The 25,968-nt window shown below is 57.5% G+C and carries 24 protein-coding genes and 11 tRNA genes; 26 read left to right on the top strand and 9 right to left on the bottom strand.

Features of this window, described 5'->3' with window-relative positions:
- Positions 1-124: 124 nt before the first annotated feature.
- Positions 125-1,339 (bottom strand): pyridoxal phosphate-dependent aminotransferase, encoded by a 1,215-nt coding sequence (locus tag ACQUQP_RS14885; RefSeq protein ID WP_432695811.1) that lies wholly within the window; start codon positions 1,337-1,339, stop codon positions 125-127.
- 171 nt (positions 1,340-1,510) lie between these two features.
- On the opposite strand from ACQUQP_RS14885, the gene ACQUQP_RS14880 reads away from it, so the two are divergent.
- Positions 1,511-2,188, top strand: coding sequence for a DNA-3-methyladenine glycosylase I (locus ACQUQP_RS14880; protein ID WP_432695810.1), 678 nt, complete (start codon positions 1,511-1,513; stop codon positions 2,186-2,188).
- Here ACQUQP_RS14880 and syd read toward each other — a convergent pair.
- The 3 genes from syd to ACQUQP_RS14865 form a co-directional block, all read right to left on the bottom strand.
- Complete coding sequence (gene syd / locus ACQUQP_RS14875) at positions 2,185-2,742, bottom strand: SecY-interacting protein (RefSeq protein WP_432695809.1); 558 nt, start codon at positions 2,740-2,742, stop codon at positions 2,185-2,187. The genes ACQUQP_RS14880 and syd overlap by 4 nt on opposite strands.
- A 126-nt stretch (positions 2,743-2,868) precedes the next feature.
- Positions 2,869-4,089 carry a hypothetical protein gene (locus ACQUQP_RS14870; RefSeq protein WP_432695808.1) on the bottom strand — a complete coding sequence of 407 codons (1,221 nt, stop codon included), beginning with the start codon at positions 4,087-4,089 and terminating at the stop codon, positions 2,869-2,871.
- A 44-nt stretch (positions 4,090-4,133) separates the two neighbouring features.
- Positions 4,134-6,707, bottom strand: a complete 2,574-nt coding sequence (locus ACQUQP_RS14865) for an outer membrane beta-barrel protein (RefSeq protein WP_432695807.1) — start codon at positions 6,705-6,707, stop codon at positions 4,134-4,136.
- 429 nt (positions 6,708-7,136) lie between these two features.
- On the opposite strand from ACQUQP_RS14865, the gene ACQUQP_RS14860 reads away from it, so the two are divergent.
- The 11 genes from ACQUQP_RS14860 (at position 7,137) to ACQUQP_RS14810 (ending at position 8,646) form a co-directional block, all read left to right on the top strand.
- Positions 7,137-7,213 (top strand) — tRNA-Asp (locus ACQUQP_RS14860).
- A gap of 132 nt (positions 7,214-7,345) precedes the next feature.
- A tRNA-Val gene (locus tag ACQUQP_RS14855) sits at positions 7,346-7,421 on the top strand.
- A 6-nt stretch (positions 7,422-7,427) separates the two neighbouring features.
- Positions 7,428-7,504: transfer RNA gene (locus ACQUQP_RS14850), tRNA-Asp, on the top strand.
- Positions 7,505-7,628: 124 nt separating this feature from the next.
- Positions 7,629-7,704 (top strand) — tRNA-Val (locus ACQUQP_RS14845).
- Positions 7,705-7,710: 6 nt separating this feature from the next.
- Positions 7,711-7,787: transfer RNA gene (locus tag ACQUQP_RS14840), tRNA-Asp, on the top strand.
- Positions 7,788-7,919: 132 nt separating this feature from the next.
- Positions 7,920-7,995: transfer RNA gene (locus ACQUQP_RS14835), tRNA-Val, on the top strand.
- 6 nt (positions 7,996-8,001) lie between these two features.
- Positions 8,002-8,078, top strand: a tRNA-Asp gene (locus tag ACQUQP_RS14830).
- A gap of 124 nt (positions 8,079-8,202) precedes the next feature.
- A tRNA-Val gene (locus ACQUQP_RS14825) sits at positions 8,203-8,278 on the top strand.
- Positions 8,279-8,284: 6 nt separating this feature from the next.
- Positions 8,285-8,361 (top strand) — tRNA-Asp (locus ACQUQP_RS14820).
- 126 nt (positions 8,362-8,487) lie between these two features.
- Positions 8,488-8,563: transfer RNA gene (locus tag ACQUQP_RS14815), tRNA-Val, on the top strand.
- A 6-nt stretch (positions 8,564-8,569) separates the two neighbouring features.
- Positions 8,570-8,646: transfer RNA gene (locus tag ACQUQP_RS14810), tRNA-Asp, on the top strand.
- A gap of 313 nt (positions 8,647-8,959) precedes the next feature.
- Here ACQUQP_RS14810 and ACQUQP_RS14805 read toward each other — a convergent pair.
- Positions 8,960-9,382 (bottom strand): DoxX family protein, encoded by a 423-nt coding sequence (locus tag ACQUQP_RS14805; protein WP_432695806.1) that lies wholly within the window; start codon positions 9,380-9,382, stop codon positions 8,960-8,962.
- 143 nt (positions 9,383-9,525) lie between these two features.
- Here ACQUQP_RS14805 and ACQUQP_RS14800 point away from each other — a divergent pair, with 143 nt between their 5' ends.
- The 11 genes from ACQUQP_RS14800 to ACQUQP_RS14750 all read left to right on the top strand — a co-directional run bounded on the left by ACQUQP_RS14800 (position 9,526) and on the right by ACQUQP_RS14750 (position 19,706).
- Positions 9,526-10,482: a 1-aminocyclopropane-1-carboxylate deaminase/D-cysteine desulfhydrase gene (locus tag ACQUQP_RS14800; RefSeq protein WP_432695805.1), complete on the top strand. Its 957-nt coding sequence runs from the start codon at positions 9,526-9,528 to the stop codon at positions 10,480-10,482.
- 53 nt (positions 10,483-10,535) lie between these two features.
- A complete protein-coding gene (locus tag ACQUQP_RS14795; protein WP_432695804.1) occupies positions 10,536-11,417 on the top strand; it encodes an NAD(+) kinase in 882 nt (293 codons plus the stop codon).
- A 7-nt stretch (positions 11,418-11,424) separates the two neighbouring features.
- Positions 11,425-12,408, top strand: a complete 984-nt coding sequence (locus tag ACQUQP_RS14790; RefSeq protein ID WP_432695803.1) for a metallophosphoesterase — start codon at positions 11,425-11,427, stop codon at positions 12,406-12,408.
- The gene (locus ACQUQP_RS14785; protein ID WP_432695802.1) at positions 12,405-13,253 is read left to right on the top strand and encodes a rhomboid family intramembrane serine protease; all 849 of its coding nucleotides are present in this window, start codon (positions 12,405-12,407) and stop codon (positions 13,251-13,253) included. The genes ACQUQP_RS14790 and ACQUQP_RS14785 overlap by 4 nt, the downstream gene beginning before the upstream one ends.
- Positions 13,254-13,305: 52 nt before the next feature.
- Positions 13,306-13,575: a YeaC family protein gene (locus ACQUQP_RS14780; protein WP_432695801.1), complete on the top strand. Its 270-nt coding sequence runs from the start codon at positions 13,306-13,308 to the stop codon at positions 13,573-13,575.
- A 7-nt stretch (positions 13,576-13,582) separates the two neighbouring features.
- Positions 13,583-14,416: a DUF2797 domain-containing protein gene (locus ACQUQP_RS14775; protein WP_432695800.1), complete on the top strand. Its 834-nt coding sequence runs from the start codon at positions 13,583-13,585 to the stop codon at positions 14,414-14,416.
- Between the two features lie 14 nt (positions 14,417-14,430).
- The gene (pepN, locus tag ACQUQP_RS14770) at positions 14,431-17,058 is read left to right on the top strand and encodes an aminopeptidase N (RefSeq protein ID WP_432695799.1); all 2,628 of its coding nucleotides are present in this window, start codon (positions 14,431-14,433) and stop codon (positions 17,056-17,058) included.
- Positions 17,059-17,140: 82 nt separating this feature from the next.
- Positions 17,141-17,527 (top strand): hypothetical protein, encoded by a 387-nt coding sequence (locus ACQUQP_RS14765; protein WP_432695798.1) that lies wholly within the window; start codon positions 17,141-17,143, stop codon positions 17,525-17,527.
- A gap of 30 nt (positions 17,528-17,557) precedes the next feature.
- Entirely contained in the window at positions 17,558-18,394 is an 837-nt protein-coding gene (locus ACQUQP_RS14760) for an AlbA family DNA-binding domain-containing protein (RefSeq protein ID WP_432695797.1), read from the top strand.
- Complete coding sequence (locus ACQUQP_RS14755; RefSeq protein WP_432695796.1) at positions 18,378-18,980, top strand: HAD family hydrolase; 603 nt, start codon at positions 18,378-18,380, stop codon at positions 18,978-18,980. The genes ACQUQP_RS14760 and ACQUQP_RS14755 overlap by 17 nt, the downstream gene beginning before the upstream one ends.
- 168 nt (positions 18,981-19,148) lie before the next feature.
- Positions 19,149-19,706, top strand: coding sequence for a hemerythrin domain-containing protein (locus ACQUQP_RS14750; protein ID WP_432695795.1), 558 nt, complete (start codon positions 19,149-19,151; stop codon positions 19,704-19,706).
- Between the two features lie 16 nt (positions 19,707-19,722).
- On the opposite strand, the gene ACQUQP_RS14745 is transcribed toward ACQUQP_RS14750, so the two are convergent.
- The gene (locus tag ACQUQP_RS14745) at positions 19,723-20,337 is read right to left on the bottom strand and encodes a riboflavin synthase subunit alpha (RefSeq protein WP_432695794.1); all 615 of its coding nucleotides are present in this window, start codon (positions 20,335-20,337) and stop codon (positions 19,723-19,725) included.
- Between the two features lie 81 nt (positions 20,338-20,418).
- Here ACQUQP_RS14745 and ACQUQP_RS14740 point away from each other — a divergent pair, with 81 nt between their 5' ends.
- Positions 20,419-21,324, top strand: coding sequence for a TIGR01777 family oxidoreductase (locus tag ACQUQP_RS14740; protein WP_432695793.1), 906 nt, complete (start codon positions 20,419-20,421; stop codon positions 21,322-21,324).
- On the opposite strand, the gene ACQUQP_RS14735 is transcribed toward ACQUQP_RS14740, so the two are convergent.
- On the bottom strand, positions 21,284-22,165 hold the full coding sequence (locus tag ACQUQP_RS14735; RefSeq protein ID WP_432695792.1) for a potassium channel family protein: 882 nt from the start codon (positions 22,163-22,165) through the stop codon (positions 21,284-21,286). The two genes, ACQUQP_RS14740 and ACQUQP_RS14735, sit on opposite strands and share 41 nt — an antisense overlap.
- 22 nt (positions 22,166-22,187) lie before the next feature.
- On the bottom strand, positions 22,188-23,840 hold the full coding sequence (locus ACQUQP_RS14730; protein ID WP_432695791.1) for a BatD family protein: 1,653 nt from the start codon (positions 23,838-23,840) through the stop codon (positions 22,188-22,190).
- 123 nt (positions 23,841-23,963) lie between these two features.
- Here ACQUQP_RS14730 and ACQUQP_RS14725 point away from each other — a divergent pair, with 123 nt between their 5' ends.
- The gene (locus ACQUQP_RS14725; RefSeq protein ID WP_432695790.1) at positions 23,964-24,182 is read left to right on the top strand and encodes a DUF2835 domain-containing protein; all 219 of its coding nucleotides are present in this window, start codon (positions 23,964-23,966) and stop codon (positions 24,180-24,182) included.
- Positions 24,183-24,351: 169 nt separating this feature from the next.
- On the top strand, positions 24,352-25,386 hold the full coding sequence (locus ACQUQP_RS14720) for a quinone-dependent dihydroorotate dehydrogenase (RefSeq protein ID WP_432695789.1): 1,035 nt from the start codon (positions 24,352-24,354) through the stop codon (positions 25,384-25,386).
- A gap of 73 nt (positions 25,387-25,459) precedes the next feature.
- Here ACQUQP_RS14720 and rmf read toward each other — a convergent pair whose 3' ends face one another.
- Positions 25,460-25,666: a ribosome modulation factor gene (gene rmf, locus ACQUQP_RS14715; protein WP_432695788.1), complete on the bottom strand. Its 207-nt coding sequence runs from the start codon at positions 25,664-25,666 to the stop codon at positions 25,460-25,462.
- Between the last annotated feature and the right edge of the window lie 302 nt (positions 25,667-25,968).

Here is a 25,968-nt window from a genome sequence, read left to right as displayed (position 1 = left end):
CCTATGCTCCCGTCAGTGCCTGGTATGAAATACGTTTTAACGCATTCTTTGACAAATTATTAGCATATTTCAGGGCGATGACACGGAAGTTTCAGCTGACGAGACCGAAACTTCCATTTATCTCTTACTGTTCGTAGGTACGCAGGAAGCTGCCGATGCGTTCGATGGCATCGGTGAGCAGGTCTTTGCCCGGCAGGAATACGAGGCGGAAGTGCTGGGTGTCGGGCAGGTTGAAGCCGCTGCCCTGAACGATCAGGACCTTCTGCTGGATCAGCAGGTCGAGGGCGAATTTCTCGTCATTGCGGATCGGGTAGCGCTGCGGATCCAGTTTCGGGAACAGGTACATCGCGCCTTTCGGCTTGACGCAGGATACGCCGGGGATGGCGTTCAGCATCTCCCAGGCCAGGTCGCGCTGGTCGCGCAGGCGTCCGCCGGGCACCAGCAGTTCGTTGATGCTCTGGTAGCCGCCAAGGGCGGTCTGGATCGCATGCTGGGCGGGCACGTTGGCACACAGGCGCATGTTGGCCAGCATATCCAGCCCCTCAATGTAGTCGCGGGCGATATGCTTGGGGCCGCTGACAATGACCCAGCCGGAACGGAAACCTGCGGCGCGGTAGGTTTTCGACAGGCCGTTGAAGGTCAGGCAGAGGACATCGTCCGCCAGTGAGGCCAGCGAGGTGTGCTCGGCTTCATCGTAGAGAATCTTGTCATAGATCTCGTCGGCAAACAGGATCAGCTTGTGCTCGCGGGCCAGCTCGATGATCTGCTCAAGCAACTCCGGTGGATAGAGCGCACCGGTGGGGTTGTTTGGGTTGATCACTACGATGCCGCGGGTGCGGTCGGTGATCTTGCTGCGGATATCTTCGATATCGGGATACCAGTCGGACTGCTCGTCGCAGACATAGTGCACCGCGTTGCCGCCCGCCAGGCTCACGGCGGCGGTCCAGAGCGGATAGTCCGGTGCCGGAATCAGTACTTCGTCGTTGTCGTTGAGCAGGCCCTGCATCGACATCACGATCAGCTCGGAGACGCCATTACCGATGTAGATATCGTCGATGGCAACATTGGCGATGTTCTTGCGCTGGCTTTCCTGCATCACCGCCTTGCGGGCGGAGAACAGTCCCTTGGAGTCGCAATAGCCCTGCGCGGTCGGCAGGTTGTGAATCACATCCTGGACGATTTCTTCCGGCGCGTCGAAGCCCCAGGGTGCCGGGTTGCCGATGTTCAGCTTGAGAATGCGGTGGCCTTCGTCTTCCAGGCGTTTGGCTTCCTGAAGTACCGGACCGCGGATGTCGTAGCAGACATTGATGAGCTTGTTCGATTTGCGGATTGCTGGCATCGTTTGTATCGATCCTGAATCGGGCGGCTCTCCGGCCGGACGCCCCCGAATATTGTGGGGTGGAGAAAAGGCGATAATGATACGCGCTGGTGCTGGGAGGCACAATCGGCCCGGCCTGGAGCTGACCAAAACGTGCTGTTTCGCCGTACCCAATGTTTATAAGGGAAGTCGATGAAATCTTTTTCACAACTCTGTATCCAGGCACAGAACCTTCACCCGGAGCTGTCGCTGGAGGCGATGCTCGGCGGCGCACCGCTGTCCGATGAGGAGCTGGCAGCAACACCGGATGACCGGCTGTTTTCCGATATGACCCGGCGTATCTTTCGTGCCGGCCTGAAGCACTCCCTGGTGGACAGTAAATGGCCCGCGTTCGAGACGGCGTTCTTCGGTTTCGACCCCTACAAGGTCAGTCTGCTCAGTGATGAGCAGATCGAGAAGATGATGCAGAATGAGGCACTTATACGTCATCTGGGTAAGCTCAAGGCTGCCCGGGCTAACGCTTTGATGGTGTCCGAGCTGTCGCAGCAGAAGGGTGGCTTTGGTCACTTTCTTGCGGACTGGCCGGTTACGGATATTGTTTCTCTCTGGACGTTGCTGAAGAAAGAGGGATCTCAGCTGGGCGGTAATTCAGGGGCTTACTTTCTGCGTATGGTGGGCAAGGACACCTTTATGCTGACCGATGATGTGGTGACGGCCCTGAAAGCGCAGGGCGTTATCGACAAAAAGCCGACCGCTCAGCGCGATCTTAAGCTGGTGCAGCAGGCGTTCAATCATTGGTATGAAGAGTCAGGCAGGCCGATGTGCCAGATCAGCCGTCTGCTGGCACACTCAATTGGCCGCAAGGATTAACCGACAACCGGCGTCAGCTGTTGCAGAAACTCCTGCAGGCTGGCGGCCAGCTGGCGCAGTGGTTTCTTGCCCGGACGTTCAAGCCAGACGCTGCCATCCTCGTTGTTGACGGTCATAAATTCGTCGCCATCGGTACAGGCGAAAAACAGTGACAGCGGCTGGCGCTGTTTCTGCTTTGCCATGATATGACCCAGCAGGTTGGCGCGCAGGCGCTCCATATCCTCTTCATTCCAGCAGAACAGCAGGGTCAGTTCGCCTTCCGGGTGGCTGGCCTGCAGATGGTCCGACCAGTAGCGGGTGTACCAGGTGACAATATCGGGGTGGATCTCAAGCTCAAGCGCGTCGCCGAGACGGGTGAACATATCGCTGGGCGGTTCCTGGCGCAGGGGCTGCCAGCGTACGGGGCTGCCTTCGACCGGGTCCTCGGCGAGAATGCAGGGGGAGGGCCAGTCGGGGTCGTAGCTGCAGCTGGGCTCCTGGCCTAGTTTGTCCAGATGCGCCTTCAGCGCCGCGTCGATAAACTGATCCAGAGTGTCCGTCAGGGATGAAGCCATGTGTGCTCTGTGTTTGGGTGGCTGTAACTGCGGCCACCTTAACAGTTTCGCGGGCGTAGGGCAGGCTATTTATCGGATTGAGAGAAAGGTTGTGCCCCACCGGAAAGGATGGGGCACGTCTTGAGGTTACTCGCTAATTGCGTTGTCGTGGACGTACTCCAGCACCTGTACGGCATCGTCGGCCATCTGGGTGAAGATATCGATACCGCCATCGCTATTCTCGAAGATTGAGCTGGTATCGACTGCGCTGAAATCAACCACATCCATGATATCTACGAGCTCTCTGGTCCAGGTATCCAGGATGCCATCATCGTCAGTGTCCGCGCCCACCATAATGTAGACCTGCACATCATCGTAGGTGGTAGCGGCGCTGTAGTCGTCGATGCTTCCATCGGTGACATAGTTTTCCAGCGCGCTCAGAACGTCCTCGCCGAGGAAGCCGGTAATGCCAACCACTTCGTCGATGGTCAGGTCGCCGGTTTTATCCGAAGCGGCTGCCAGTGCGGATGCGGCCAGCTCAAGTACAGCGTCCTGAGGTACGGTGAAGCTGTAAGTGGTGTCCTGGCCGTCTGAACTTGCGGTTGCTGTGAGTGTTACTACTGTGACGCCATCTACGTCAGAAGTAGGCGCGGTCAGCAGTGCCTCATAGAGCGCCAGGTTTTCCAGCGGTGAGTCGATGGTAACGCCATCGACAACCAGGCGTCCGGACTCGTCGAGTGTTACATCCTCTCCGAGTACTCCGCCGTCGAGTTTGCTAAGGGCCTCTGTCAGAGAGTGGTATATAACCGTGGTTGGGGAGCGGGCCACATTGAGACGGCCAAATTCGACCTCCTGCAGCGTGACGCCCTCAGGAAGTATTGTGCCTTCCGGCAGTTCACCGTTGATGAGCTCGATCTGAGAGCCGTCTGACAGGATGGCAACGCTCAGGCTTTCGTCATCATTAGGGTGGTACACCGTACCGTCATCGTTGCGCAGCAGGATGACGATATCGCCGTAATCATCGCCCTTCAGGCGGTCGCTGCCAGAATTACCACCGCCGGGTTTGCCTTCGTTACCTGACTGGCCTGCCCATTCCGGGCGGTCACTGTCCTCGCCGTCGTCTTCCTCGGCGAGCAGGTCCATAATGTCCTGACGCCCCTGGCGCAGGCCTTTCAGGCTGCTGCCGGCCTTGTGGCCGGATTCCATCTGTCCGTTACTCTGGCCGCCCATGCCGTGGCCGCCACCTTTTTCATGATCGCCTTCTTCATGGGAAGCGGCGAAGCTGGAGGAGGCGCTGAGGGCTAGCGCCAGGGAGAGGGTGCAGGCCGATACGGCCGTTGCCAGACGTTTTTTAGCTATTGTTTTCATTGTCTTAATCCTCAGTTGTCGGCATCCCGGTTGGAAACCGGTGGTTAGAAGTAATACACCAGTCCCGTACGGAACCGGGAGCGTTCGTTATCAAAGGTCATTGTGTCTTCATTGCTGTGTTCAGTTGTGAAGTCGTAGTCGTCGTAGTTGGTCTCGCTGTAATCGATTCTCAGGGCGGTTTTTCTGCCCACGGGGATTTCGGCGCCAAGGCCCAGGCGGGTACCCCAGACCTCGTCGTCACGGTAGATGCGGTTGTCGTCGTTCTCGCCCTTGACCCAGTCGGTATTAAAGCGCGCCCGTTCTTTACCCAGGGTGGCGAACAGCAGGGTGCCCTGCTTGAGACGGTAGCCGAGACGCAGGTTGGCAGCGGTGCTTGAATTCATCTCTACGCCGAAGTCACGTCCTGTCGGGTCGCGGTCATGCTCCCAGCCGGCGCGCAGCAGGTCGGCATCGATTTCCAGTGCCAGCTGCCAGGGGGATTCAAAGCGCCAGGCGTAACCGATAACCGGTGCCAGGGAGCCATGACCGATGTTGCCGAAATCGCCACCAAAAGCGGAGCCCGATGGGCTGCTGCTTTCATTGTGGACGCCGGTGGCGCGCGAGGTGAGGCTGGAGCTGCCCAGCATCAGGCCTGTATAAACGCCGCTCTGCTGGCTGCTATCAACCGCTTTTACTCTGGTCTCGTTCATGCGCCAGCCCAGGCCCAGGGTGAAAGCTGTAGCGCGGGGATCGTATTCTGCGTCCTCCGGCTCGCTGGTGTGTCCGGTATAGCTGATGCCGTAGTCACGGCTGTCGGTAACACCGTAATCAAGGCGCAGGAAGGTGTTCGGACCTGTCGGGATCTCGGTGCCCAGGCCGTATCTCAGCCCCCAGCGTGAGTCTTTGTCATCGTAGGCGCCCTCTGGGTACTCGTTGACCCGGTTGTAGGTGTCGAAGCGGCTATAGGCTCCGCCGATCCTTGCATAGATCAGGTTGCTGCCCGGCAGGGTGTGGCCAAAGCGCAGGTCGAGGTTGGTTCGGTCCCTGGTGTCGAGGCTCAGGGTCTGGGCGTCCGCCTTGTCCTTGCTGTGTGCCAGGTCCGAATTGCTAAGCAGATAGCTGCCCTCGAGGCCCAGATACCAGGCGTCGATATAGTGGCCATAACCGAGGAACGCGCCGCCGGTCATGCCTGAGTCCGCATAGTCGGCCCTGTCCGTGCCCTGGTGGCCGCGCGCGCCGGATACGTCGGCGCCGGCGGTTTCGGAGCCGGCCAATAGACCGGCGTAGAAGCCTGAGTTCGAAAGAGCTTCGGTGGTGTAGAACACCGGTGTGGCAAAGGGGTCTGCCTGGGTTGTGCCGTCAGGACCCATGCGCATGCCCAGGGTTAGCATCAGTGTCTGACTGTCGTAATCGGCATAGGACTGCACATTGGCGTCGTTCACTGAAGCGCCCAGCGCGTCGCCGAGCCGGGTCAAAGATGAGTTGTGCTGGTCGATGGTGTAGCTGGCATCGATATAGACAGTTGGGGTCAGGTGGTGCCTGTAGCCGAGTGAGGCTGCTAACAACTTGTCGGTTCTGTCCAGCTCCTGGTAATCCTCATGGGCGAGGTAGACCCCGGCGCTCAACTCATCGCGGGGTGTGATGCGTGTGGCAATATGTCCGGCCAGGCCTGTCACCAGGTAGCCTGATGAGCCTCGCAGGGTGGTTTCTTCAACAGACCGGTTAAGCCTGATGTTAAGCCGTGTGGCAGGTGTGGCCTGCCAGGAGAGTCGGCCACCTATGTCCAGGGTGCTCAGCGTATCGAAACGCGGGTCATCATAGTTTTGATAAAGCTGGCCGACAAAAGCTTCTGTCGACACTCTGGGTGTCAGTCGTCCGGATAGCCCCAGGTTAATGCGATAGCCATCAGAGTCGCGCTCATAACCGTAATCGTCGACGGAGTCGTTATAGTTCCGCTGATCGAGACTGACCTGGGCGAAGGGGGATATTGCCTGGCGTGGATGGAGGTTGACCCTCAGGCCCAGCGTTGACTGCAGGCGATCGCGATCGCTGTTGTTTATCTCCAGCCCGCTGGAGGTGTCATTATCGCGGAAGTTGTATGCTTCCATCGTCCCCGCAATACGCCAGCCCAGGTTGGTGCCTGTGTGTGAAAACAGGCCGTAAAAGTCGGTGACGTCATACTCGGTCGGTGAGGTCGCAGCGACAGGCAGGTCTGGACTTGAGCGCTCCTCATGCTCCCGGTTGTATCCCAGTCCGAGATTGAGCTGGGTGTTTTCGTTAAACTCCCGCTTCAGTCCGGTGTTAAGCCAGTAATCATCGTAGTTTTCCGAGTTGTAGCTGTCGTAGCGACCACTCTCGAAACCGGCATTGGCATTCCACTTGAAGTCGTCACTGTCCGTGCTCAGTCCCACATTACCGGACAAGCCCAGGAGTTGGTCATCGCGGGTGTCGTCGTGTTCGGCGTAGAGATTGTCGACCTGGCGATAGAATGTCTCCAGCTCCCCGGTCCAGGTGGGTGAGCCGTTGGTGGGGGAGTGGGGTGTTGAATCGGCAGGTTCGGCAGCAATGGAAGGATTGGTTTCTGCCAGCCCTAACAGAAGCAGGGAAAGCAGGGGTAAACGTGAATCGAAAACAGGCATCATTTTACTCTTAAGTCATATGAGTGAATGCCAACGCATCCTTGGCGTTACAGTTTCTGTATAGCTTATAAAACGTAGGTGTAATACGGATTTTATATATCGGTTTATTCTAATATTCTTTCCTGATGTGTGATTTTTATTCTGTATAGACGCATCTGATTGTTTCGTTTAGGGTTCTTCACCGCCGCCCTCAGGCGAGGATCGATTGATCCAAATCAAGCTTGGATGAAATGTGTACAGCTGCCCATCCCTGTCGGTAGGTCTTGATTTACAAACCCTTTTGGTGTCCAGCCACCTATTTAAAAATATTTTCGATAACCGTTTGACAATACAGGGAAAGCCATTAAAATTCGCACTCCGTTCTGAGGGGTAACCCACAACAGTAACGGAGCGGCGTGAGCTGCTAGAGGTTAAAAACCTCATGTAAGTGGAGTGGTAGTTCAGTTGGTTAGAATACCTGCCTGTCACGCAGGGGGTCGCGGGTTCGAGTCCCGTCCATTCCGCCAAACTTGAGAGATGAAAGGTTAGAATACCTGCCTGTCAGCTCTCAATGGGATCCAGGGTCGCAAGCCCTGAGGATTCCGCCACTTCTTCCCGAAAGCCTTGGGAAGTCGTAGAAGTAAGAAAGGTCACGTTTTGGGCGAATAGCTCAGTTGGGAGAGCATCTGCCTTACAAGCAGAGGGTCGGGGGTTCGAACCCCTCTTCGCCCACCAAGACGCGGAGTGGTAGTTCAGTTGGTTAGAATACCTGCCTGTCACGCAGGGGGTCGCGGGTTCGAGTCCCGTCCATTCCGCCACTTACGAGAGTGAAAGGTTAGAATACCTGCCTGTCATCTCTCAAGGAGTCCAGGGTCGCTGAGCCCGAAGATTCCGCCACTTCTCTTCGAAGAGCTGAAGAGTCGTATAATAAGCCAGCGTTTTGGGCGAATAGCTCAGTTGGGAGAGCATCTGCCTTACAAGCAGAGGGTCGGGGGTTCGAACCCCTCTTCGCCCACCAAGACGCGGAGTGGTAGTTCAGTTGGTTAGAATACCTGCCTGTCACGCAGGGGGTCGCGGGTTCGAGTCCCGTCCATTCCGCCAAACTTGAGAGATGAAAGGTTAGAATACCTGCCTGTCAGCTCTCAATGGGATCCAGGGTCGCAAGCCCTGAGGATTCCGCCACTTCTTCCCGAAAGCCTTGGGAAGTCGTAGAAGTAAGAAAGGTCACGTTTTGGGCGAATAGCTCAGTTGGGAGAGCATCTGCCTTACAAGCAGAGGGTCGGGGGTTCGAACCCCTCTTCGCCCACCAAGACGCGGAGTGGTAGTTCAGTTGGTTAGAATACCTGCCTGTCACGCAGGGGGTCGCGGGTTCGAGTCCCGTCCATTCCGCCACTTACGAGAGTGAAAGGTTAGAATACCTGCCTGTCATCTCTCAAGGAGTCCAGGGTCGCTGAGCCCGAAGATTCCGCCACTTCTCTTCGAAGAGCTGAAGAGTCGTATAATAAGCCAGCGTTTTGGGCGAATAGCTCAGTTGGGAGAGCATCTGCCTTACAAGCAGAGGGTCGGGGGTTCGAACCCCTCTTCGCCCACCAAGACGCGGAGTGGTAGTTCAGTTGGTTAGAATACCTGCCTGTCACGCAGGGGGTCGCGGGTTCGAGTCCCGTCCATTCCGCCAAACTTGAGAGATGAAAGGTTAGAATACCTGCCTGTCAGCTCTCAATGGGATCCAGGGTCGCTGAGCCCGAAGATTCCGCCACTTCTCTTCGAAGAGCTGAAGAGTCGTATAATAAGCCAGCGTTTTGGGCGAATAGCTCAGTTGGGAGAGCATCTGCCTTACAAGCAGAGGGTCGGGGGTTCGAACCCCTCTTCGCCCACCAAAACGCGGAGCGGTAGTTCAGTTGGTTAGAATACCTGCCTGTCACGCAGGGGGTCGCGGGTTCGAGTCCCGTCCGTTCCGCCACTTCCACAAAAAAGATCAATGTCAGCCTGTTTTCCTTTAAGGACTACAGGATCGTCAGTTCCCTAGTTTCCGCTACTTCTCGGCACATATCTCTAAAGCGTCTTTTAATCAGCATCTTCCAAGCCTGACTCGGTCTTCATAGACTGAATCCCGTCGCTCTCTGGTGTATTTATCATTAAGCCTTGGCGTTTAGCGTTAGCATCTTTGCTGTGTGAGCCTCTGTGTGTGCGGCTTTCTGTTTCGATTGGTCGATAAATTTCGCCAGGTCGCCACTGCCCGCTGGTTCATGGCAACCTGGCGAAAGGTTTTGCGGTTATCGCCAGGCTGGATTGCTGACGATGGAGTAACGCCCACCGCCCAGAAGCATGATCGCCAGGGCGGCAAAGAAGTAGACCATCATATGCTCTATCCCCCAGGCGCCGACTGCCGTCAGCGTGAAGGTTTTTGGCACGGCGGTCAGGAACCAGGCGAAAACCATGGTGCCGAGTACGAACAGCGCGGACAGCCGGGTCAGAATACCCAGAAAGAGAAGAATGGGGGCAGCGACTTCTCCAAGATAAACGCCATAGGCGATCCAGCCGGGTAAACCCTGGGCTGTCAGCATGCCGGCGATGCCATCCACGCCATGAACGATTTTGTGCCAGCCGTGCAGAAACATCATCGCGGCGAATGATACTCTCAGTATCAGCTTGCCGGCATCAGGGTGGTCTAACAGGCGGTTCAGGGTATTCAACATACTAAAGTCCTTTTTACAGAATAGGTTAGCTACGACATTATCTGCTTTTAATGACGGATTCTATTCACTGCGTATGAGCTTAATCAGGTTAGGTGTTAAAACCAGGGGGTCGTCCTGGCGTTCCGGCGGTTGCGGGGGAAGATGTGCTTGGAATAAATGACCGGGCGTGCCTGGTTACGGAGCTGAACTCCCCGTTTTACCGTCAGTCAGGCATCAGTGTCGGTGTCTTGCGTCTCGATCGGATACATCCGGAAATCAGCGGCAACAAGTGGTTCAAACTGTTGCCATTAATCAGGCGGCTGGAGGCGGGGGAGCGTCTGCATGTCCTCAGCTTTGGCGGTGTCTGGTCCAATCATCTGCACGCGCTGGCTTTTCTCGGCAAGAGCTTTGGTATCAGGACACTGGGCCTGGTGCGTGGGCACGAGGCTCAGGCTGACACGGCAATGCTCAGGGATGCGCGAAGTTGGGGGATGGTGATCCGCTTTCTTGATCGCGATACCTATGCGCAGCGAGGCGCGGCCAGCATGGAGAGCTGGCTGGCGAGCGAGTATCCAGGCTGGGAGCGCCTGCCCGAGGGTGGAAGTAATCGCCATGCCGTTGAAGGTTGCCGGGAGATCTGGCGCCTGCTGGAAGGAAGCGCCTGGCATTGCCCGGATTATGTCGCTTCGGCACTGGGTACCGGGGGAACCCTGGCGGGGATTATCGCCGGTAAGCCCGAGGCAACCCGTGTTATCGGTGTGCCGGTGTTGAAGTTGGGAGAGTCTGCCGTAAGCCAGGTGCGCACGTTGCTGGCTGATGCGGGCTGCCAGGATCCGGGTGGCTGGGAGCTGGATCAGGGTGGAAGCTTTGGCGGTTATGCGCGATTGCCTGCCAGTCTTGCCGCTTTTATCCGGCTGTTCGAGGAGCGCTGCCGTGTGCCACTGGATCCGGTCTATACCGGAAAGCTGTTTGCGGCTATCCATCGTCGCATAGTAAAAGGTGAGATAGAGCCGGGTGCGAGCATTTTGCTGCTGCATACCGGTGGCCTGCAGGGGCGCCGGGGAATGGAGGCCCGAATCGAGCGAGGTGCGTCTGCCTTTCAGGGGCCTCAGCCCCTATAATACGAGCTGTTCCCACCGGGGACTTACCGGATCGCAATATTAAGGGCAGTGTAATGGAGAGTTTTCGCAATATCGGTCTCATTGGTCGTCTGGGCAGCAAAAAGGTGATCGATACGCTGAAAGCGTTGATCCGTTACCTGGATGAGCAGGGGGTGAATATCATCCTCGATCAGCGAATTGCCGAGGTGATGCCGGGGCACGGTCTTCAGGTCGCCAAGCAGTCCCGGATGGGAGATAGCTGCGATCTCGTCATCGTGGTGGGGGGGGATGGAAGCCTGCTGGGTGCCGCCCGCTCGCTCGCCCAGAGTCATGTGCCGGTGCTGGGTGTGAACCGTGGCAATCTGGGGTTCCTGACCGATATCGCGCCCACTGAAATAGAGGAAAGAGTGGGGGAGGTGCTGGCCGGGCGTTACGCCGTCGATACCCGTTTTCTTCTGGACGTTATCGTCAAGCGCGATGGCGAACCGATCGCCGAGTCCACAGCACTGAACGACTGTGTGCTGCACCCGGGTAAAGCGACCCGAATGATCGAATTTGAGCTCTATATCGAAGGCCAGTTCGTATACACGCAGAAATCAGACGGGTTGATTGTCTCCACGCCGACAGGTTCAACCGCTTACGCACTGTCCGGTGGGGGACCGATCATGCACCCGCGGCTGGATGCGCTGGTGCTGGTGCCGATGTTTCCGCATACGCTTTCCAGTCGTCCCATCGTGGTGGACGGGAGTAGTGAACTCAAACTGGTGATCAGTGATCGTAATGAGGCGTACCCCTCGATCTCCTGTGATGGGCAGATGAATATTGTGCTGGCACCGGGGGATTCGGTGACAATTCACAAAAAACCGCACAAACTGAAACTCTTGCACCCGCTGGACTACGACTTCTACCGAACCTGTCGGGAAAAGCTGGGGTGGGGTACCAAGCTGGGTGAATAGGTGATCTGTGACGGAGAATTTTCAGGGTGTTGATCTGATCGGTGATGTCCACGGTTGTGCCATCAGTCTCTGTCTGTTGCTCGACCGGATGGGTTATCGTCGGATCGACGGTGTCTACCAGCATCCAACCCGTAAAGCGCTGTTTATTGGCGATATCGTCGATCGTGGACCGCATATCCGCGAGGCACTGCATATTGTGCGGGCGATGGTGGATCGCGGCCAGGCCGCGATCATCATGGGCAACCATGAATACAACCTGCTCTGTTACCTGACCCCTTCGCCAGACGGCAAGGGTTTCCTGCGCGAGCATACCCCGCGCCACCAGCGGATCCTGCAGCAGACACTGGATCAGTTCGCCGATCATCAAGAGGAGCTTGATGATTACCTGCAGTGGTTCATGCGGATGCCACTGATTATCGAAACCGACCAGTTCCGGGCCGTTCATGCCTGCTGGCACCAGTCGCTGATCGACCGCTTTCTTGCCGAGCGACCGGATGGTCGTATTGATCTGGATTTTCTGGTGCGTTCGTCGCGCAGCGATACCTACGAGTACGAAGTGATGGACCGGCTGCTGCGTGGCACGCATCTGCGTTTGCCCAACGACGAGGTGATCGTCAGCCGCGATGGCTTCAAGCGTAAATTCTTCCGCACCAAATTCTGGGCCAGGAATCCTCAGAAACTGGCCGATGTGGTGTTTCAGCCCGACCCGTTGCCGGAACATATCGCCCGCCGTCCTATCACGCCCGAGCAGCGAAAAGATCTGCTTTACTATGGCCCTGATGAGAAGCTGCTGTTTATGGGTCACTACTGGCGTGAGGGGCAGCCGGAGCCCGTATCGGACAATATCGCCTGCCTGGACTACAGCGCGGTGAAGTACGGCAAACTGGTGGCCTACCGTCTGGACGACGAGCAGGCGTTTCGGCGCGATAAGTTTGTCTGGGTGGATGTGGCCCGTGAGGTTGGCCGGATGGATGCGGAGATGGACGGATGACGCCGGTTCTCAGTGTGCCTTTGAGCGAGGACCTGGGGCCCTTTACCGCGCTGCTCTGGGAGTATGAAATCCCGCACCGGGTTATCGAGGAGGAGGAGCGGCAGGTGCTGCTGGTCTCCAGCAGGATAGATCCGGGCAAGATCCGCTCGCTCTATCAGTACTGGAAAGATGGCGGCGATCTGGCAGCGATCGAGATTCGCAGGCCCAAGGCCAGCTCGCGGATAGCAAGGGTATCGCCCGCCAGGGTTCGGATGACACTGGTGCTGATAGGGGTCAGTGTGCTGTTGACCCTGCTGATCAGCTTTGGTGCCAATGATACCTGGATGGCGCGATTTACCTTCACCGACTTCCGCATTGAGGGCAATGCGCTGCGCTATGACTCGCTGATGGGGATGTTGTCATCGGGGCAGTGGTGGCGGCTGGTGACGCCGATGTTTCTTCACTTCAGCCTGCTTCATATCCTGTTTAACCTGCTTTGGGTCTGGGTGGTAGGTCAGCGGATAGAGCTGGTCCAGGGCGGCAAGGCACTGCTGGCGCTGGTGCTTTTTACCGGCGTGGCGTCTAACCTGGCGCAATATCTGATCTCGGGGCCGATGTTTGGCGGTATGTCCGGTGCGGTGTTCGGGCTGCTTGCCTACACCTGGATCTGGGACCGTATGGAGACGCGAGCCCGTTTTGGCCTGCCGCCCGCGTTGATGGGGCTGATGGTGCTTTGGCTGGTGCTCGGTTATACCGGTGTGCTCGAGGGGGTGGGCCTGGGGGCGATCGCCAACACTGCACACCTGGTGGGGCTGTTGGCCGGGCTGGCCTGGTATCCGGTCGGTCGTTTGTTCGGACCGCGTTAAGCGGTACTGTTATAGTATGAGTTGTATGGCTTAAACAGCGGGAACTTTGCTGATGAATTTTGAAAAGATGATTGAGGCGATGACGCCGGATATCTACCAGTCACTGAAACGCGCGGTCGAGCTGGGCAAGTGGCCAAACGGTGAACGTCTGACCCAGGAACAGCGCGACACCAGTCTGCGCGCGGTTATTGCCTATGAACACGCGCGTAAAATGCCAGAGGATGAGCGGGTCGGATTTATCGATCGCACCAAGCCTGATGGCAGCAAGCACGGAGACGATCCGCTCAGTGCACAGACCTTGAAAATTCTGAACGGACACTGAGTACTCTATGGAGTTGTTGGCGAAAGGCGGGCTGCGCAAGATGGAAGCGGCCCTGGAAAACCCTGTACGTTACACACTCAGGCTTGATGACGGTGATGAATGTGTCGATATGAACGCATTGCTGGGTCAGCCTGTTCAACTCAAGTTCGAGGGCGAGATTAACTGCCTTCACTGCGGCCGAAAGACCCGCAAAAGCTTCAATCAGGGCTATTGCTACCCCTGTTTCACACGCCTCCCTCAATGTGACAGCTGCATCGTCAAACCGGAAAAATGCCATTATCACGAGGGAACCTGCCGTGATCCTGCCTGGGGAGAGCGTAACTGCTTTGCGCCCCACGTGGTGTATCTGGCGAACTCTTCCGGTCTCAAGGTCGGGATCACCCGGCGTCAGCAGATCCCCACCCGCTGGATCGATCAGGGCGCGGTGCGGGCGTTGCCAATACTGGAGGTGGACAACCGTCTGCACTCCGGTTTGCTGGAACAGATCTTCGCCGAGCACGTCGCGGATAAAACCAACTGGCGGGCAATGCTGAAAGGCGAGGTGCCGGAGCTGGATCTTGCAGCGGAGCGTGACCGTCTGCTGGCGCTGTGCGCGCCCGCCATCGATGAGCTGAGACAGGCGCACGGCGCCGAAGCGATTCGGACGCTGCCGGACGAAAACACACTGGCTATCGAATTCCCGGTGCTGCAGTATCCTACTAAAGTCGCTACATTCAATTTTGATAAGCAGCCCGAGGTATCCGGGACGCTGCTCGGGATCAAGGGACAGTATCTGATACTGGATACCGGGGTTATCAATATCCGCAAGTTTGGTGCGTACCAGGTCAGTATTTTTGCGTGAATTCAGGAGTAACAATGTCTCAACAGGCGCAGCAACAGCCAGAACCGATCTACCTTAAAGACTATCAGGTACCCGCCTACCTGATTGAGCATACTGATCTGCGTTTCGAGCTTGATGAAGAGGAAACCCTGGTCCGGGCGACACTGAAAGTGCGCCGTAACCCCGATTGCTCGAGGGGTGGCAGGGCGCCGCTGGAGCTGCACGGTCACGAGTCGCTGGAACTGTGCCGTCTATGTATCGATGGTGAGATTCTCTCCGAGCGTGATTTCATTCGTGATGACGAGCTGCTGCGAATCTCCGAAGTACCTGAAGCCTTTACGCTCGAGTGCCTGACCCGCATTCACCCCCAGCTCAACACCGCGCTGGAGGGGCTCTACAAATCCGACGGCATGTTCTGTACCCAGTGTGAGGCCGAAGGCTTCCGTCGCATCACTTTTTATCCCGATCGTCCCGACGTGATGTCGGTGTTTCGCACCACCGTGGAGGCCGATCGCAAGCGCTACCCGGTGCTGCTCTCCAACGGCAATCCGGTGGACAGCGGGGAGAAGGACGAGGGTCGGCACTTCGTCACCTGGGAGGATCCGTTCCCGAAACCCGCGTACCTTTTCGCGCTGGTGGCCGGTGATCTCGAGGTGCTGGAAGATACCTACACCACTGCGTCGGGACGGGCGGTTAAGCTGCAGATCTTTGCCGAGAGCAAGGATCTGGACAAGCTCGACCACGCCATGCTGTCGCTGAAAAACGCCATGCGCTGGGATGAAAAGGTCTATGGCCGTGAGTACGATCTGGATATCTACATGATCGTGGCGGTGGACTTCTTCAACATGGGGGCAATGGAAAACAAGGGGCTTAACATCTTCAATACCAGCTGTGTGCTGGCTAGCCCCCGTACCACCACCGACGCCGCGTTTCAGCGTGTCGAGGGCGTGGTGGCCCATGAGTATTTTCATAACTGGTCCGGTAACCGGGTTACCTGCCGGGACTGGTTCCAGCTCAGTCTCAAGGAAGGTTTTACCGTCTTCCGCGATTCCGAGTTTTCCGCGGATATGAACTCCCGTACCGTCAAACGGATCGAGGATGTCTCCATGCTGCGTACCGCGCAGTTTGCCGAAGACGCCGGCCCCATGTCGCATCCGGTACGGCCCGAGTCTTTTATCGAGATCTCCAACTTCTATACCCTGACCATCTACGAGAAGGGTGCCGAGGTGGTGCGCATGCTCCACACCCTGCTGGGTGCGGAAGCGTTCCGCAAGGGCTCGGACATCTATTTCGAACGTCACGATGGCCAGGCGGTTACCACCGACGATTTCGTGCAGGCGATGGCCGATGCCTCCGGGCGTGACCTGTCGCAGTTCAAACGCTGGTACAGCCAGGCGGGCACACCCAGGGTTGAGGCCAGCGACAGCTGGGATGCCGAAACCGGCTGCTACCGCCTGATCCTGCGTCAGAGCTGTCCGCCGACCCCGGGACAGGCTGAAAAGCAGCCGTTCCACATGCCGATCGCCTATGGTCTGCTGGGCGCCGGTGGTGCCGAGCTGGCAGCGGGTGTTCTTGAACTGACCGACGCGGAACAGACCTTTACCTTTGACGGTCTGGCGGAAAAGCCGGTGCCTTCGCTGTTACGCGGTTTCTCCGCACCGGTGAAGCTGAGCTATCCCTACAGTGATGATCAGCTGCTGATGCTGCTCAAGCATGACACTGATGGTTTCAATCGCTGGGATGCCGGCCAGCGTATGGCGGTCAACCTGATGCAGTTGCTGGTGGAGGATTACCGCGCCGGCAAGGCATTGAGCCTGCCGGATGCCCTGGTCGACAGCTGGCGTGCGCTGCTCAATGACGAGTCGCTCGATCCGGCCATGGTGGCGCATCTGCTGCGTCTGCCGAGCGAGGCCTACCTTGCGGAACTGGCAGAGGTCATTTATGTCGATGCGATTCATGCGGTGCGGGAGTTCCTGCGCAAGTCGCTGGCTGATGCGCTCAAGCCTGAGTGGCTGGCGACCTATCGTCGCAGCTGTTCCGAGGAGCCTTATGCGCCGGATGCAGATGCCTGCGCGCGCCGCTCACTGAAAAACCTCTGCCTCGGTTACCTGCTGACAACCGATGAGGATACCCTGCTGGCCCTGGCGGAAGAGCAGTTCAACGACGCCGATAACATGACGGATCAGCAGGCCGCGCTTAGCCTGGTGGTTCATTCCGGTTTCCGTGATGCGGGCCGGCGACTGCTGGATGAGTTTCATGCTCAGTGGCATCACGAATCACTGGTGATGAACCAGTGGTTTGCGCTCCAGGCCAACGATCCCTGGCCGGGTGCGTTGGAGCGTGTTCAGGGGCTGCAGGAGCATCCGCTGTTCGATGAGCGTAACCCGAACAAGTTACGCTCACTGGTAGCGGCCTTCTGTGCCCAGAACCCGGTGAACTTCCATGCCGAGGATGGCAGTGGTTACCGTTATCTGGCGGACTGGATCATCAAACTCAACCAGCAGAATCCGCAGATCGCCGCACGTCTGTTGACGCCGCTGACGCGATGGAGGCGTTATCCGGATGCGGCACAGGCGAGGATGAAGGCCGAGCTCAGTCGTATACTGGCCGAATCCGAGCTGTCTAAGGACGTTTACGAGGTGGTCAGCAAGAGCCTGGCCTGAAACCTGAAAGGGTGGGGCGGTTGACGCGACCCCACCCGATAGCTTTGAATCAATAAGATCATTACTGTAGGGATGAAACACAATGGACAGAACCCTTGGCTCTGCTGATAAGTTCGAGCTGCAGCAGAACTATCGCCGCTTTCTGAAATACCAGGAACAGTTCTCTCTTGCCAACGAAGCGCTCAAGGATGCCCGTGCAAGTCGTGTCTGGGTGGTTGGTCTGATCATGTTGCTGTTTGCGCTGGCATCTGACTTTTTCCTTGGCGCTTCGGCTGCGCTGTTTGGTCTTTACTTCTACCGCATCGTGCTGGCCTGGTACCAGAGTTCTCAGGCGGAAGAGGGGCGTGAGCAGATGGAGCGCTGGTTCGCCGGCAAGGGACTGAAATTCCAGGGGCGGATTCTCTATTTCCGCGAAGATGACATGCTGGAGAACCCGGTCGATCCGTTTGATGACGCGATCTACCAGTAATCTGTCATCAGTGAAGGGATTGCCTGAATCGTGAAGCGTGAATATCGACGCTTGAGCCGGCGCACGCAGCAGCTGCTGTCGGCGCCGGAGGGAGTCAACGTCGATTTCAAACGCGAGGTTCAGGCGATCCGCAGTTCCGATCTGGTGGCCTTTGCCAACTCGCCTCAGGGCGGGACGCTGCTGGTCGGCATCGATGAATATACCAGCCCCGACGGGGTGCAGCGCGGCCGGGTGGTCGGCTGTGACGTGGATGATCGGGCCCGGCTTTTGTTGGTCAACAAAGCCACCGAATGCATTCCCAATATCGAAATAAAAATCTATACCGAGAACCTGTCCCAGGCTCGGCCCATTCTCCGGGTCGAAATTCCCAGTGGTCACCTCAAACCTTACTGTACCCACGGCGGTGAATATCGTATCCGTACCGATGGCCGCAATCGCGCGCTACTGCCGGAAGAGCTGCTGGCGATCTACATGGACCGGGAAGGCGAGCAGTTTCTCTCCCGGTTTCGCGATGCGGTGTTTCAGCTTGAGCATCAGGTGGAAGGGGTTAATCACTCGCTCAGCAGTGGCATGCTGTCGGTGAGTCAGCATCTCGAGGATCTGGATGACCAGCTGCGCCACACCCTGCACCGGATCGAGCAGCTGACCGACAGTAACAAGAAGCGCTCACGCAACCTGCTGCAGGCGCTGCGGGAGAGTCAGCGCAGCATCCTTCAGCTTGAGCAGGTGGTTGTGCCGCGGGGAACCGTGACACGCAGCAGCCTGCTGGAGGATATCGAACACAAGCTGGGGATGCTGCTGGACCTGATCGACAGCGATGTCGATATTACCGATGAGCCAGGTGACTCAAGTGACTCAAGTGACTGATCTGTGTGATCGCCGTTTCTGGGTGTTTGATCTGGACGGCACTCTGACCCGTCCGGTGCATGACTTCGCTCATATCCGCAGGGAGCTGGGTCTTGCACCTGATGCGGATATCCTGTCTACCCTGTCAACGCTGCCGTCACCGGAAAGAGAGCAGCAGTTCGAGCGTCTGGATCAGCTGGAGCTTTTTTATGCGGCCCAGACTGAGCCGGCAACGGCGGTGGTAGAGCTGCTGGCGCGCCTGGCCGGGCGCGGCTGCACCCTGGGTATCCTGACCCGCAACTCTCAACCGGTGGCGCTACAGGCGCTGGCGGCGATCAATGCCAGTGATTATTTTTTACCCAGGTATGTGCTGGGGCGCGACGAAGCGCGGCCCAAGCCCGATCCGCAGGGGATCGAAACGCTGCTCGAATACTGGGGCGCGTGGCCCGATCAGGCGGTGATGGTGGGGGATTTTCGCTACGATCTGGAAGCCGGTCGTGCCTGTGGTACGGCCACGGTGCATGTGGATCACGGTATTCATCCGCCCTGGCCCGAGCTGACCGATCTGCGTGTCACCTGTCTATCACAGCTGGTTGAGATGCTCTGAATCTGGCTGAAACTCTTTTCGTTGACGCCGGCCAAGGGCTTGGTCTCAGAGTTGTCTATAGTGGTAGGTGAGGGCCGCGGGGAGATTCCCGTCGTGCTGACGATACCGACAGATAACGGCGGACATGTCCCGGCTGTCTTCTAAATGCTAATCGTGGAGGGTTCGAATATGGCGATCATGGCTGAACTGCATCAGGAGCACGTCAATCTCAAACGGCTGCTCGACATGCTTTCACGCAAGATAGAAAAGTTTCGAGGCGGTACCCACCCCAACTTCCAGTTAATGGATGATGTTGTCGAGTACGTGGGCAATTATGCGGATACCTACCATCATCCCCGCGAAGACAAGATGTTCGAGTTCTTCAAGGGACGCGACACCGATGTTGATAAGCTGATGTTGGACTGTGAAAAAGACCACGTGGATCTCAAACAGCTGTCCACCCACCTCAGCGAGGCGATTGAAGGGGTGCTGCATGATGCGGCGGTGGTACCCATGGATCAGCTGATCGACCAGCTTGATCAGTTTGTCGGGCGTGAAAAAGAACACCTGAATTACGAGGAGTCCAAGGTCTTTCCCGCACTGGAGAAACTGGCTTCTGACAAGGACTGGAAGGCGCTGGATGAGGAGCTCCCGGCACCCTCGGACCCGCTGTTTGGCAGCAAGCAGTCTGACGAGTACCGGGACCTATACGAGGCCCTCGCCGCGGATCTCAAGGCCGACGAATAGCCTCCGGGCCCTGGCCTCAGGCTTGCTGGCGATCGTTCAGATAGCGTTCCACGGTATCGACGATCGCCTGGGTCTGCGGATCTATCTCTACATTCACCCGGTCGCCCTCGGCCAATGTGCCGAAGGTGGTCATCTGCAGAGTCTCCGGAATCAGGTAGACGCAGAAGCGTGAAGCTTCGACCGCGGCGATGGTCAGGCTGCAGCCGTTAAGACCGACAAACCCCTTGGTCAGCAGGTAGGGGGCCAGTTCGGCAGGGCGCTCAAACCAGATCACGCAGTTGTTATCGCTGCGCTCGATCGACAGGATCTCCAGGGTGTTCATCACGTGGCCGGACATGGTATGGCCGCCAATCTCGTCGCCCACCCGGGCGGCGCGCTCGAAATTAACCTGATCGCCGATGTCGAGTTTGCCCAGGTTGGTCGTGGCCAGGGTGGCAGCGATCAGATCGAAACTTATCCTGTTGTCTTCAAAGCCGGTTACGGTCAGGCAGGTGCCGTTGATCGCGATGCTGGCGCCGGTCTGCAGCCTGTCACAGTGTCCGGCCGGAAACGCCAGCGTCATTCGCATGAACGCTTCCTTTCTTTGTAGATCAACAACCTGTGCCAGCCCTTGAACGATTCCGGTAAACATACTGTGCTAATCTCCTAGTAGATGTGAACCACCCTTATCTGAGTCTGCGTAGCAATATACCGGAAACTGACAGGGAGAATAATGATGCGAGTCCTTATCACCGGCGGCACCGGGTTTATCGGCGGGCACCTGGTCAACGCCTTGCTGGCCCGGGGCGACGAGGTGGTTGTTCTCAGTCGACGACCGGATTCCGTGGAGTTGGATGCCAGAGTGGGTATCTACTCTGAGCTTGACCAGGTGCGCGGCCCGGTCGATGCCGTGGTGAACCTGGCGGGTGCGCCCATTGCCGACAAGCGCTGGACAGACAAGCGCAAGGCGCTGCTAAGGGAGAGCCGCCTGCAAACCACCGCTCAGCTGGTTGAATGGCTGGCTGGCCTGGAAAGCAAACCGGAGGTGCTGGTCAGCGGCTCGGCGATCGGCTATTACGGCAGTCAGGGCGATCGTGAGCTTGATGAAGAGGCTGAGCCGAAGATCGATTTCGCCCATCAGCTCTGTGCGGACTGGGAGTCGATGGCGCTGCGCGCGCGTGACCTGGGTATGCGTGTCTGCCTGATCCGCACCGGCGTGGTGCTGGGTAAGGGGGGCGCGTTGAACAAAATGCTGCCGCCGTTTCGCCTTGGGCTGGGTGGCCCTCTCGGCAGTGGCCGCCAGTGGATGTCCTGGGTGCATATCGATGATGAGGTCGCCGCTATTCTGCACCTGATCGACCATCACACACTTGAAGGCCCGTTTAACCTGACCTCGCCGCGTCCGGCAACCAATGAAGAGTTCAGCAAAACCCTAGCAGCGGTGCTGGGCCGTCCCTGTATCTTCCGCGTCCCGGCGCCGGTGATGAAGCTGATGATGGGGGAGGCCAGCGACCTGATATTGAAAGGACAGCGCGTGGTACCGGTGAAACTGCTGCAGAGTGGCTATAGCTTCAGGTATACAGACCTCAAGCCAGCACTTACTCAGGTTCTGAAGGCTTCTCGGGCGGGTCGTTCCTAGGTGCCCTGTCCCGGGCTTCCATCGCTTCCAGGCGTTCCAGCGTGTTCACGGCGCGAGCCAGGTGATGCTCGATGCGGTCGAGTCTCGCTTCAAGCTGGTTGATCCGCTTGATGTTCTGGTCCTCTTTTTCGACCATCTCCTTTTCGTCCTGCTCGATAAAGAACACGGAAAAACTGGCGGTCAGCATCGAGAACAGCCCGATACCCATCAGGATCAGTACCATGCCGAACAGGCGACCTTCGGTGGTTGAGGGCACAATATCACCGTAACCCACGGTCGTCATGGTCACCCAGGCCCACCAGATCCCGTCCAGGGGGCCGTTGAAGGCGGGGTCGATACCGGAAATAAGAAAGCCGGAGATGATCAGAAACAGCAGGGCGATCGCCATCGTCTTGCCCAGGTGGTGCCGCGCCAGTATCAGGCGCAGGTCCTGCGATACTTTAAGCAGGATACCCACCATGATCAGCAGTCTCAGCCCCCTGAGCATGCCGGTGTAGAAGAACTCAGCGCCCAGAAGCACCGGTATGCCGGTCAGGATGATCACAGGGTTGAGCCAGTTCTGTCTCAGGTAGCGCCGTTTATCATCGACCAGGGCCAGCATGACCGACATCTCACCGGCGAAGCAGATCCAGATGAACCAGTCGGTGATGTGGGTGAGCACTGGGGCGTTCATCCCCTTGGCCCTGAGATACCAGTCCACAAGAATCCACAGTACCAGCATGAGCATCGGCCATTCCAGGCGGTGCGCCCAGAGTTGGGCTCTGGCGTTTTCACTGCCATCAACGCCGCCGAGGCCAAGTTTCTGCATCAGGGCATTGTGTCGACGGTAACGATTGCTCATTGGAAGCGTTCAGTCCTTGAGGTCATGAAGCCTTGAGGTAGCCTTCGGCGGGTGTATCGGATTCCGGGTGCTGCTCGCGACGACGTCGGCGCAGACTGTCGATCGCCTGCATCAGCAGGTCGCCCTGCCAGAGGTTGAGGTCGTCGTGTAGCTGCTGTTCCAGATCGAGCACCAAAAAGTCCAGCGTCTGGTTGCGCGCCGCGTCGCAGATATCATCCAGGCTGTCTATGTTGCGCTCCGGCCAGAAGTTCTGGGCCCACTCGGTCAGGCGGGTCCGGGCCAGGGCAGCGTTATTCTGATGACAGGCGATGGCGAGCGCCTGAAAGGTGTTGCGTTCCGCCCGGTCGTTGGCCTGCAGCAGCTTGCGCTGACGGCGGATCTCCTCTTCCATCTCTTCGGCACTGTTGTCAGCCCGGTACTGCCTGAGCTTTGACCAGGTGTAGAGCCAGCCCAGTGAACTGGTGAGACTGAGGGTCGTCAACAGCGCGATAAGCAGGTAGAAGTGTGAACTCTGCAGCTGTATGGCTGAGCCGTTTTCCGACGTGGCGGGCGTTGTGTTGACCAGGGGCGGAGCCTGCACATGGAAACGTCTTGCGGGCAGGGCGGCATGTCTTCCCCGGTCGAGTGTTACATCCCACCAGTTAAGATCGATCGCTGGCAGCGTAAAGTCGCCGCTGCCCAGAGGCTCGATCACAACCGTTTCGCGGCGTGTACTGACCAGTCCGAACTGCGATGAAGACTCGGTCAGGCTGACATTCTGTACCTCAATGTAAGAGTCATCGCTGTCGGTGATTGCCAGTTGCGGCAGACTAGCCGCCGGCAGGCCGGTGACGGTCAGGGTCAGTTCCCGGGTGAAGCGATCACCGGGGCGCAGGTCTTCCGGTGGACTCCAGCTTTCCTCCAGCGTCAGGTTCTGGGCCGGCAGCCAGATACCGCGGGCACTGCGGTGTGCCGGTTCAAGAACTTCCACCTCCAGTGTCTCGCCCTGAAGTTCGATCAGATCACGCTCCGCGGTGCGCGGCAGTTGCAGTCGGGGGCCGTCGATGATCAGAGGGCCGGTTTCGTTCGGGAAGATCGCATACTGCTGTTCGGTGATCCGGTACGAGCTACCGCGAAACTCGCCGCTATACTGCTGGCGTTCACCCAGTTCGTGAACCTCACTGCTCCCCGCCACGGGGGAGATAAAGCGAGCGTTAGTCGGCAGCGGGTCGCGGTGGTAGAGCCGGGCTGTATACAGGAGTTGGCCGTTAACGTAGACGTCACGGCTGTCGAGGCTGTTGTCAAAAAAGGTCGAGGCGCCAGGCTGGCCGGCCAGGGCAGGGCTGACTTCCGATACCTGGATCGCAATGGGCTGGGTCACCTGGTCGGCCAGTGTAAGCCCAGGTATCTGCAGCGAGCCGGTGGAGCGCGGGCGCAGTGTGATCTGCCAGCGGGTTCGTACTTCGCGGCCAGCACTGCTATGGCTGGCAATCAGAGTGCGTTTGCTGCCGAGTATGCGGAAATCACGATGCAGCGGGGAGAAGTCGGGGCGGTTGTCGACCTGATCATCCACTTCTACAGTGAGGGTCAGGTTATCGAGCGCGGTGATTTGGGTCCGGTCCAGCGTCGCTTGCGCCTCCGCAAATGCGGTTGTTGCGGCTCCCAGCAGTAACAGCGCAGCTAGCAATCGATGCATTAAAAAATCCGGACAGACTTCACGATATCATCCCTAATTCATTATCAGCTAAGGTAAAATGCATCGCAACTCAATGACGGGGCAGAAGCTGTATTAGTTACTGTTAATACCGGAAAAATGGCGATGAATGAGCTGATTGTGGATCTGGACATAAGCGATGAGGAATATCTGCGCCTATATCGCGGTGAAGTGCGTGACGTGGTTGCGCGCGCGCGCGATGGTCGCCGGGTCCGCTTTCCGGCAGCTTCACTGACCCGTTTTGTGACCCGTCAGGGGATTCAAGGAAGCTTTCGGATACGTTACTCATCCGAGGGAAAACTGCAGGATATCTCCCGACTCTAAACGCCGAGGCGGCTAACTGGCCCGGTTTTTTCTCAAATAGCCTGCATAACTCGCCACTATTGAAACAATTTAAACCAGGCTATTGGCCAGTGTAGAGCATCCCTGAGGTGCCAATGTGCTGGCAGACCGTTATAATGCCCAATCATTTTTTTGTGCCTGATGAGGAACCATGCTCTACGACCTGGCTCGCGCATTGATGTTTAAACTTGATCCCGAAAAGGCGCATGAGATGGCTCTGGGTAGTCTGTCGCTGTGCTCATCGCTCGGGCTCGACCGTATGCTCAAGGCACCGGAACATTCGACGCCGGTGGAGGTCATGGGTATCCGCTTTCCTAACCCCGTCGGTCTGGCGGCCGGTCTGGACAAGAATGGCTCGGCCGTTGACGGTCTGGCGGCCATGGGCTTCGGCTTTGTCGAGGTAGGCACGGTTACGCCGAGGCCCCAGGCAGGTAACCCCAAGCCGCGACTTTTCCGCTTGCCCGAGCACCGGGCGATCATCAATCGCATGGGCTTTAACAACGACGGTGTTGACCAGCTGCTGGTTAACCTGGAACGCAGTCGTTACCGGGGTGTGCTCGGCATCAATATCGGCAAGAACAAGGATACGCCCAATAACAAGGCCAACGACGACTACCTGTTGTGCCTGCGTAAGGTGTATGACCGCGCGAGCTATATCACCGTCAATGTGTCCTCTCCGAATACGCCGGGCCTGCGTACGCTGCAGTTTGGTGAATCGCTTAACAGCCTGCTGGATGCGCTGAAAACCGAACAGGCCCGGCTGACCCGCGTGTATGGTCGTTATGTGCCGATCGCCGTCAAAATCGCGCCCGATATGAACGAAGAGGAGTTCGGTCTGGTGGCCGGATCACTGAAGACCTACGAGATGGACGCGGTGATCGCTACCAATACAACGCTTTCCCGCGAGGGCGTTGAGGATTCCCCGCTGGCAAAAGAAGCCGGAGGTCTCAGTGGCGAGCCGGTCAGACAGTTTTCCAATACGGCGATCCGGTCCCTTTCGAAGGAACTGGGGGGCGCTCTGCCGATTATCGGCGTCGGTGGCATCTGTGAAGGCTTTGATGCGGCTGAGAAGATAGAGGCAGGTGCCAGTCTGGTACAGATCTATACCGGCTTTATTTATGGCGGTCCGGCTCTGGTCAGGGATGCGGTAAGAGAGATTGCGATGCTGAACAGCGCTAAGCGCTGATCAGCATCCTGGCCGGGGCCCTTGGGTGGGGTTAGAGCCCGGGCGAAAATAGAGTGATGTTAGAAGTTAAAGGTTAATGTAGTGATGGGTTAGCCTGAATTGCAGAAACGCCGGACATTCCACTCCAGTGAGCCTCGCGTCCTTCACGCCAACCGCTCATCCAGTGGCTTCTAAGTTCCGTTGCCTGGACCGGGCATTCGCTCTGGGATTTACCACAGATACCCGCCTGAAAACCGCGGTTGAACAGAGTTGAGGTACGATCCCGTTTCTGTTTTTTCATATTGCGCCTCGCATTGTTCTATTCTTCGAAGTGGCGCGCCGGGGAATACCGACACGCTTGACGCTTGAGGTGACTAACCGCCGTCGCCTCAGAACCATTCATATCCCGAACCCCGGTTCGAGGTGTAATTTAAAATACCTATTTGTAATAATTTTCTGATAGCGGGAATTATGACGCGGTTGCAAAATAACTTTAATTTCAAGAACTTGTAACCTAACTGAAATTTAGTTCCGTGCCGTGAAAATATTTCACATGGCCAAAAAACTGAATCTGAGCTGAATCGCCCACGCTGGAGCCCTGTC

This window comes from Marinobacterium sp. YM272, assembly GCF_050908845.1.
Classification (GTDB): domain Bacteria; phylum Pseudomonadota; class Gammaproteobacteria; order Pseudomonadales; family Balneatricaceae; genus Marinobacterium_D.
The sequence above is the reverse complement of the archived record's forward strand: the minus strand, read 5'-3'. Positions and strand labels throughout refer to the sequence as shown.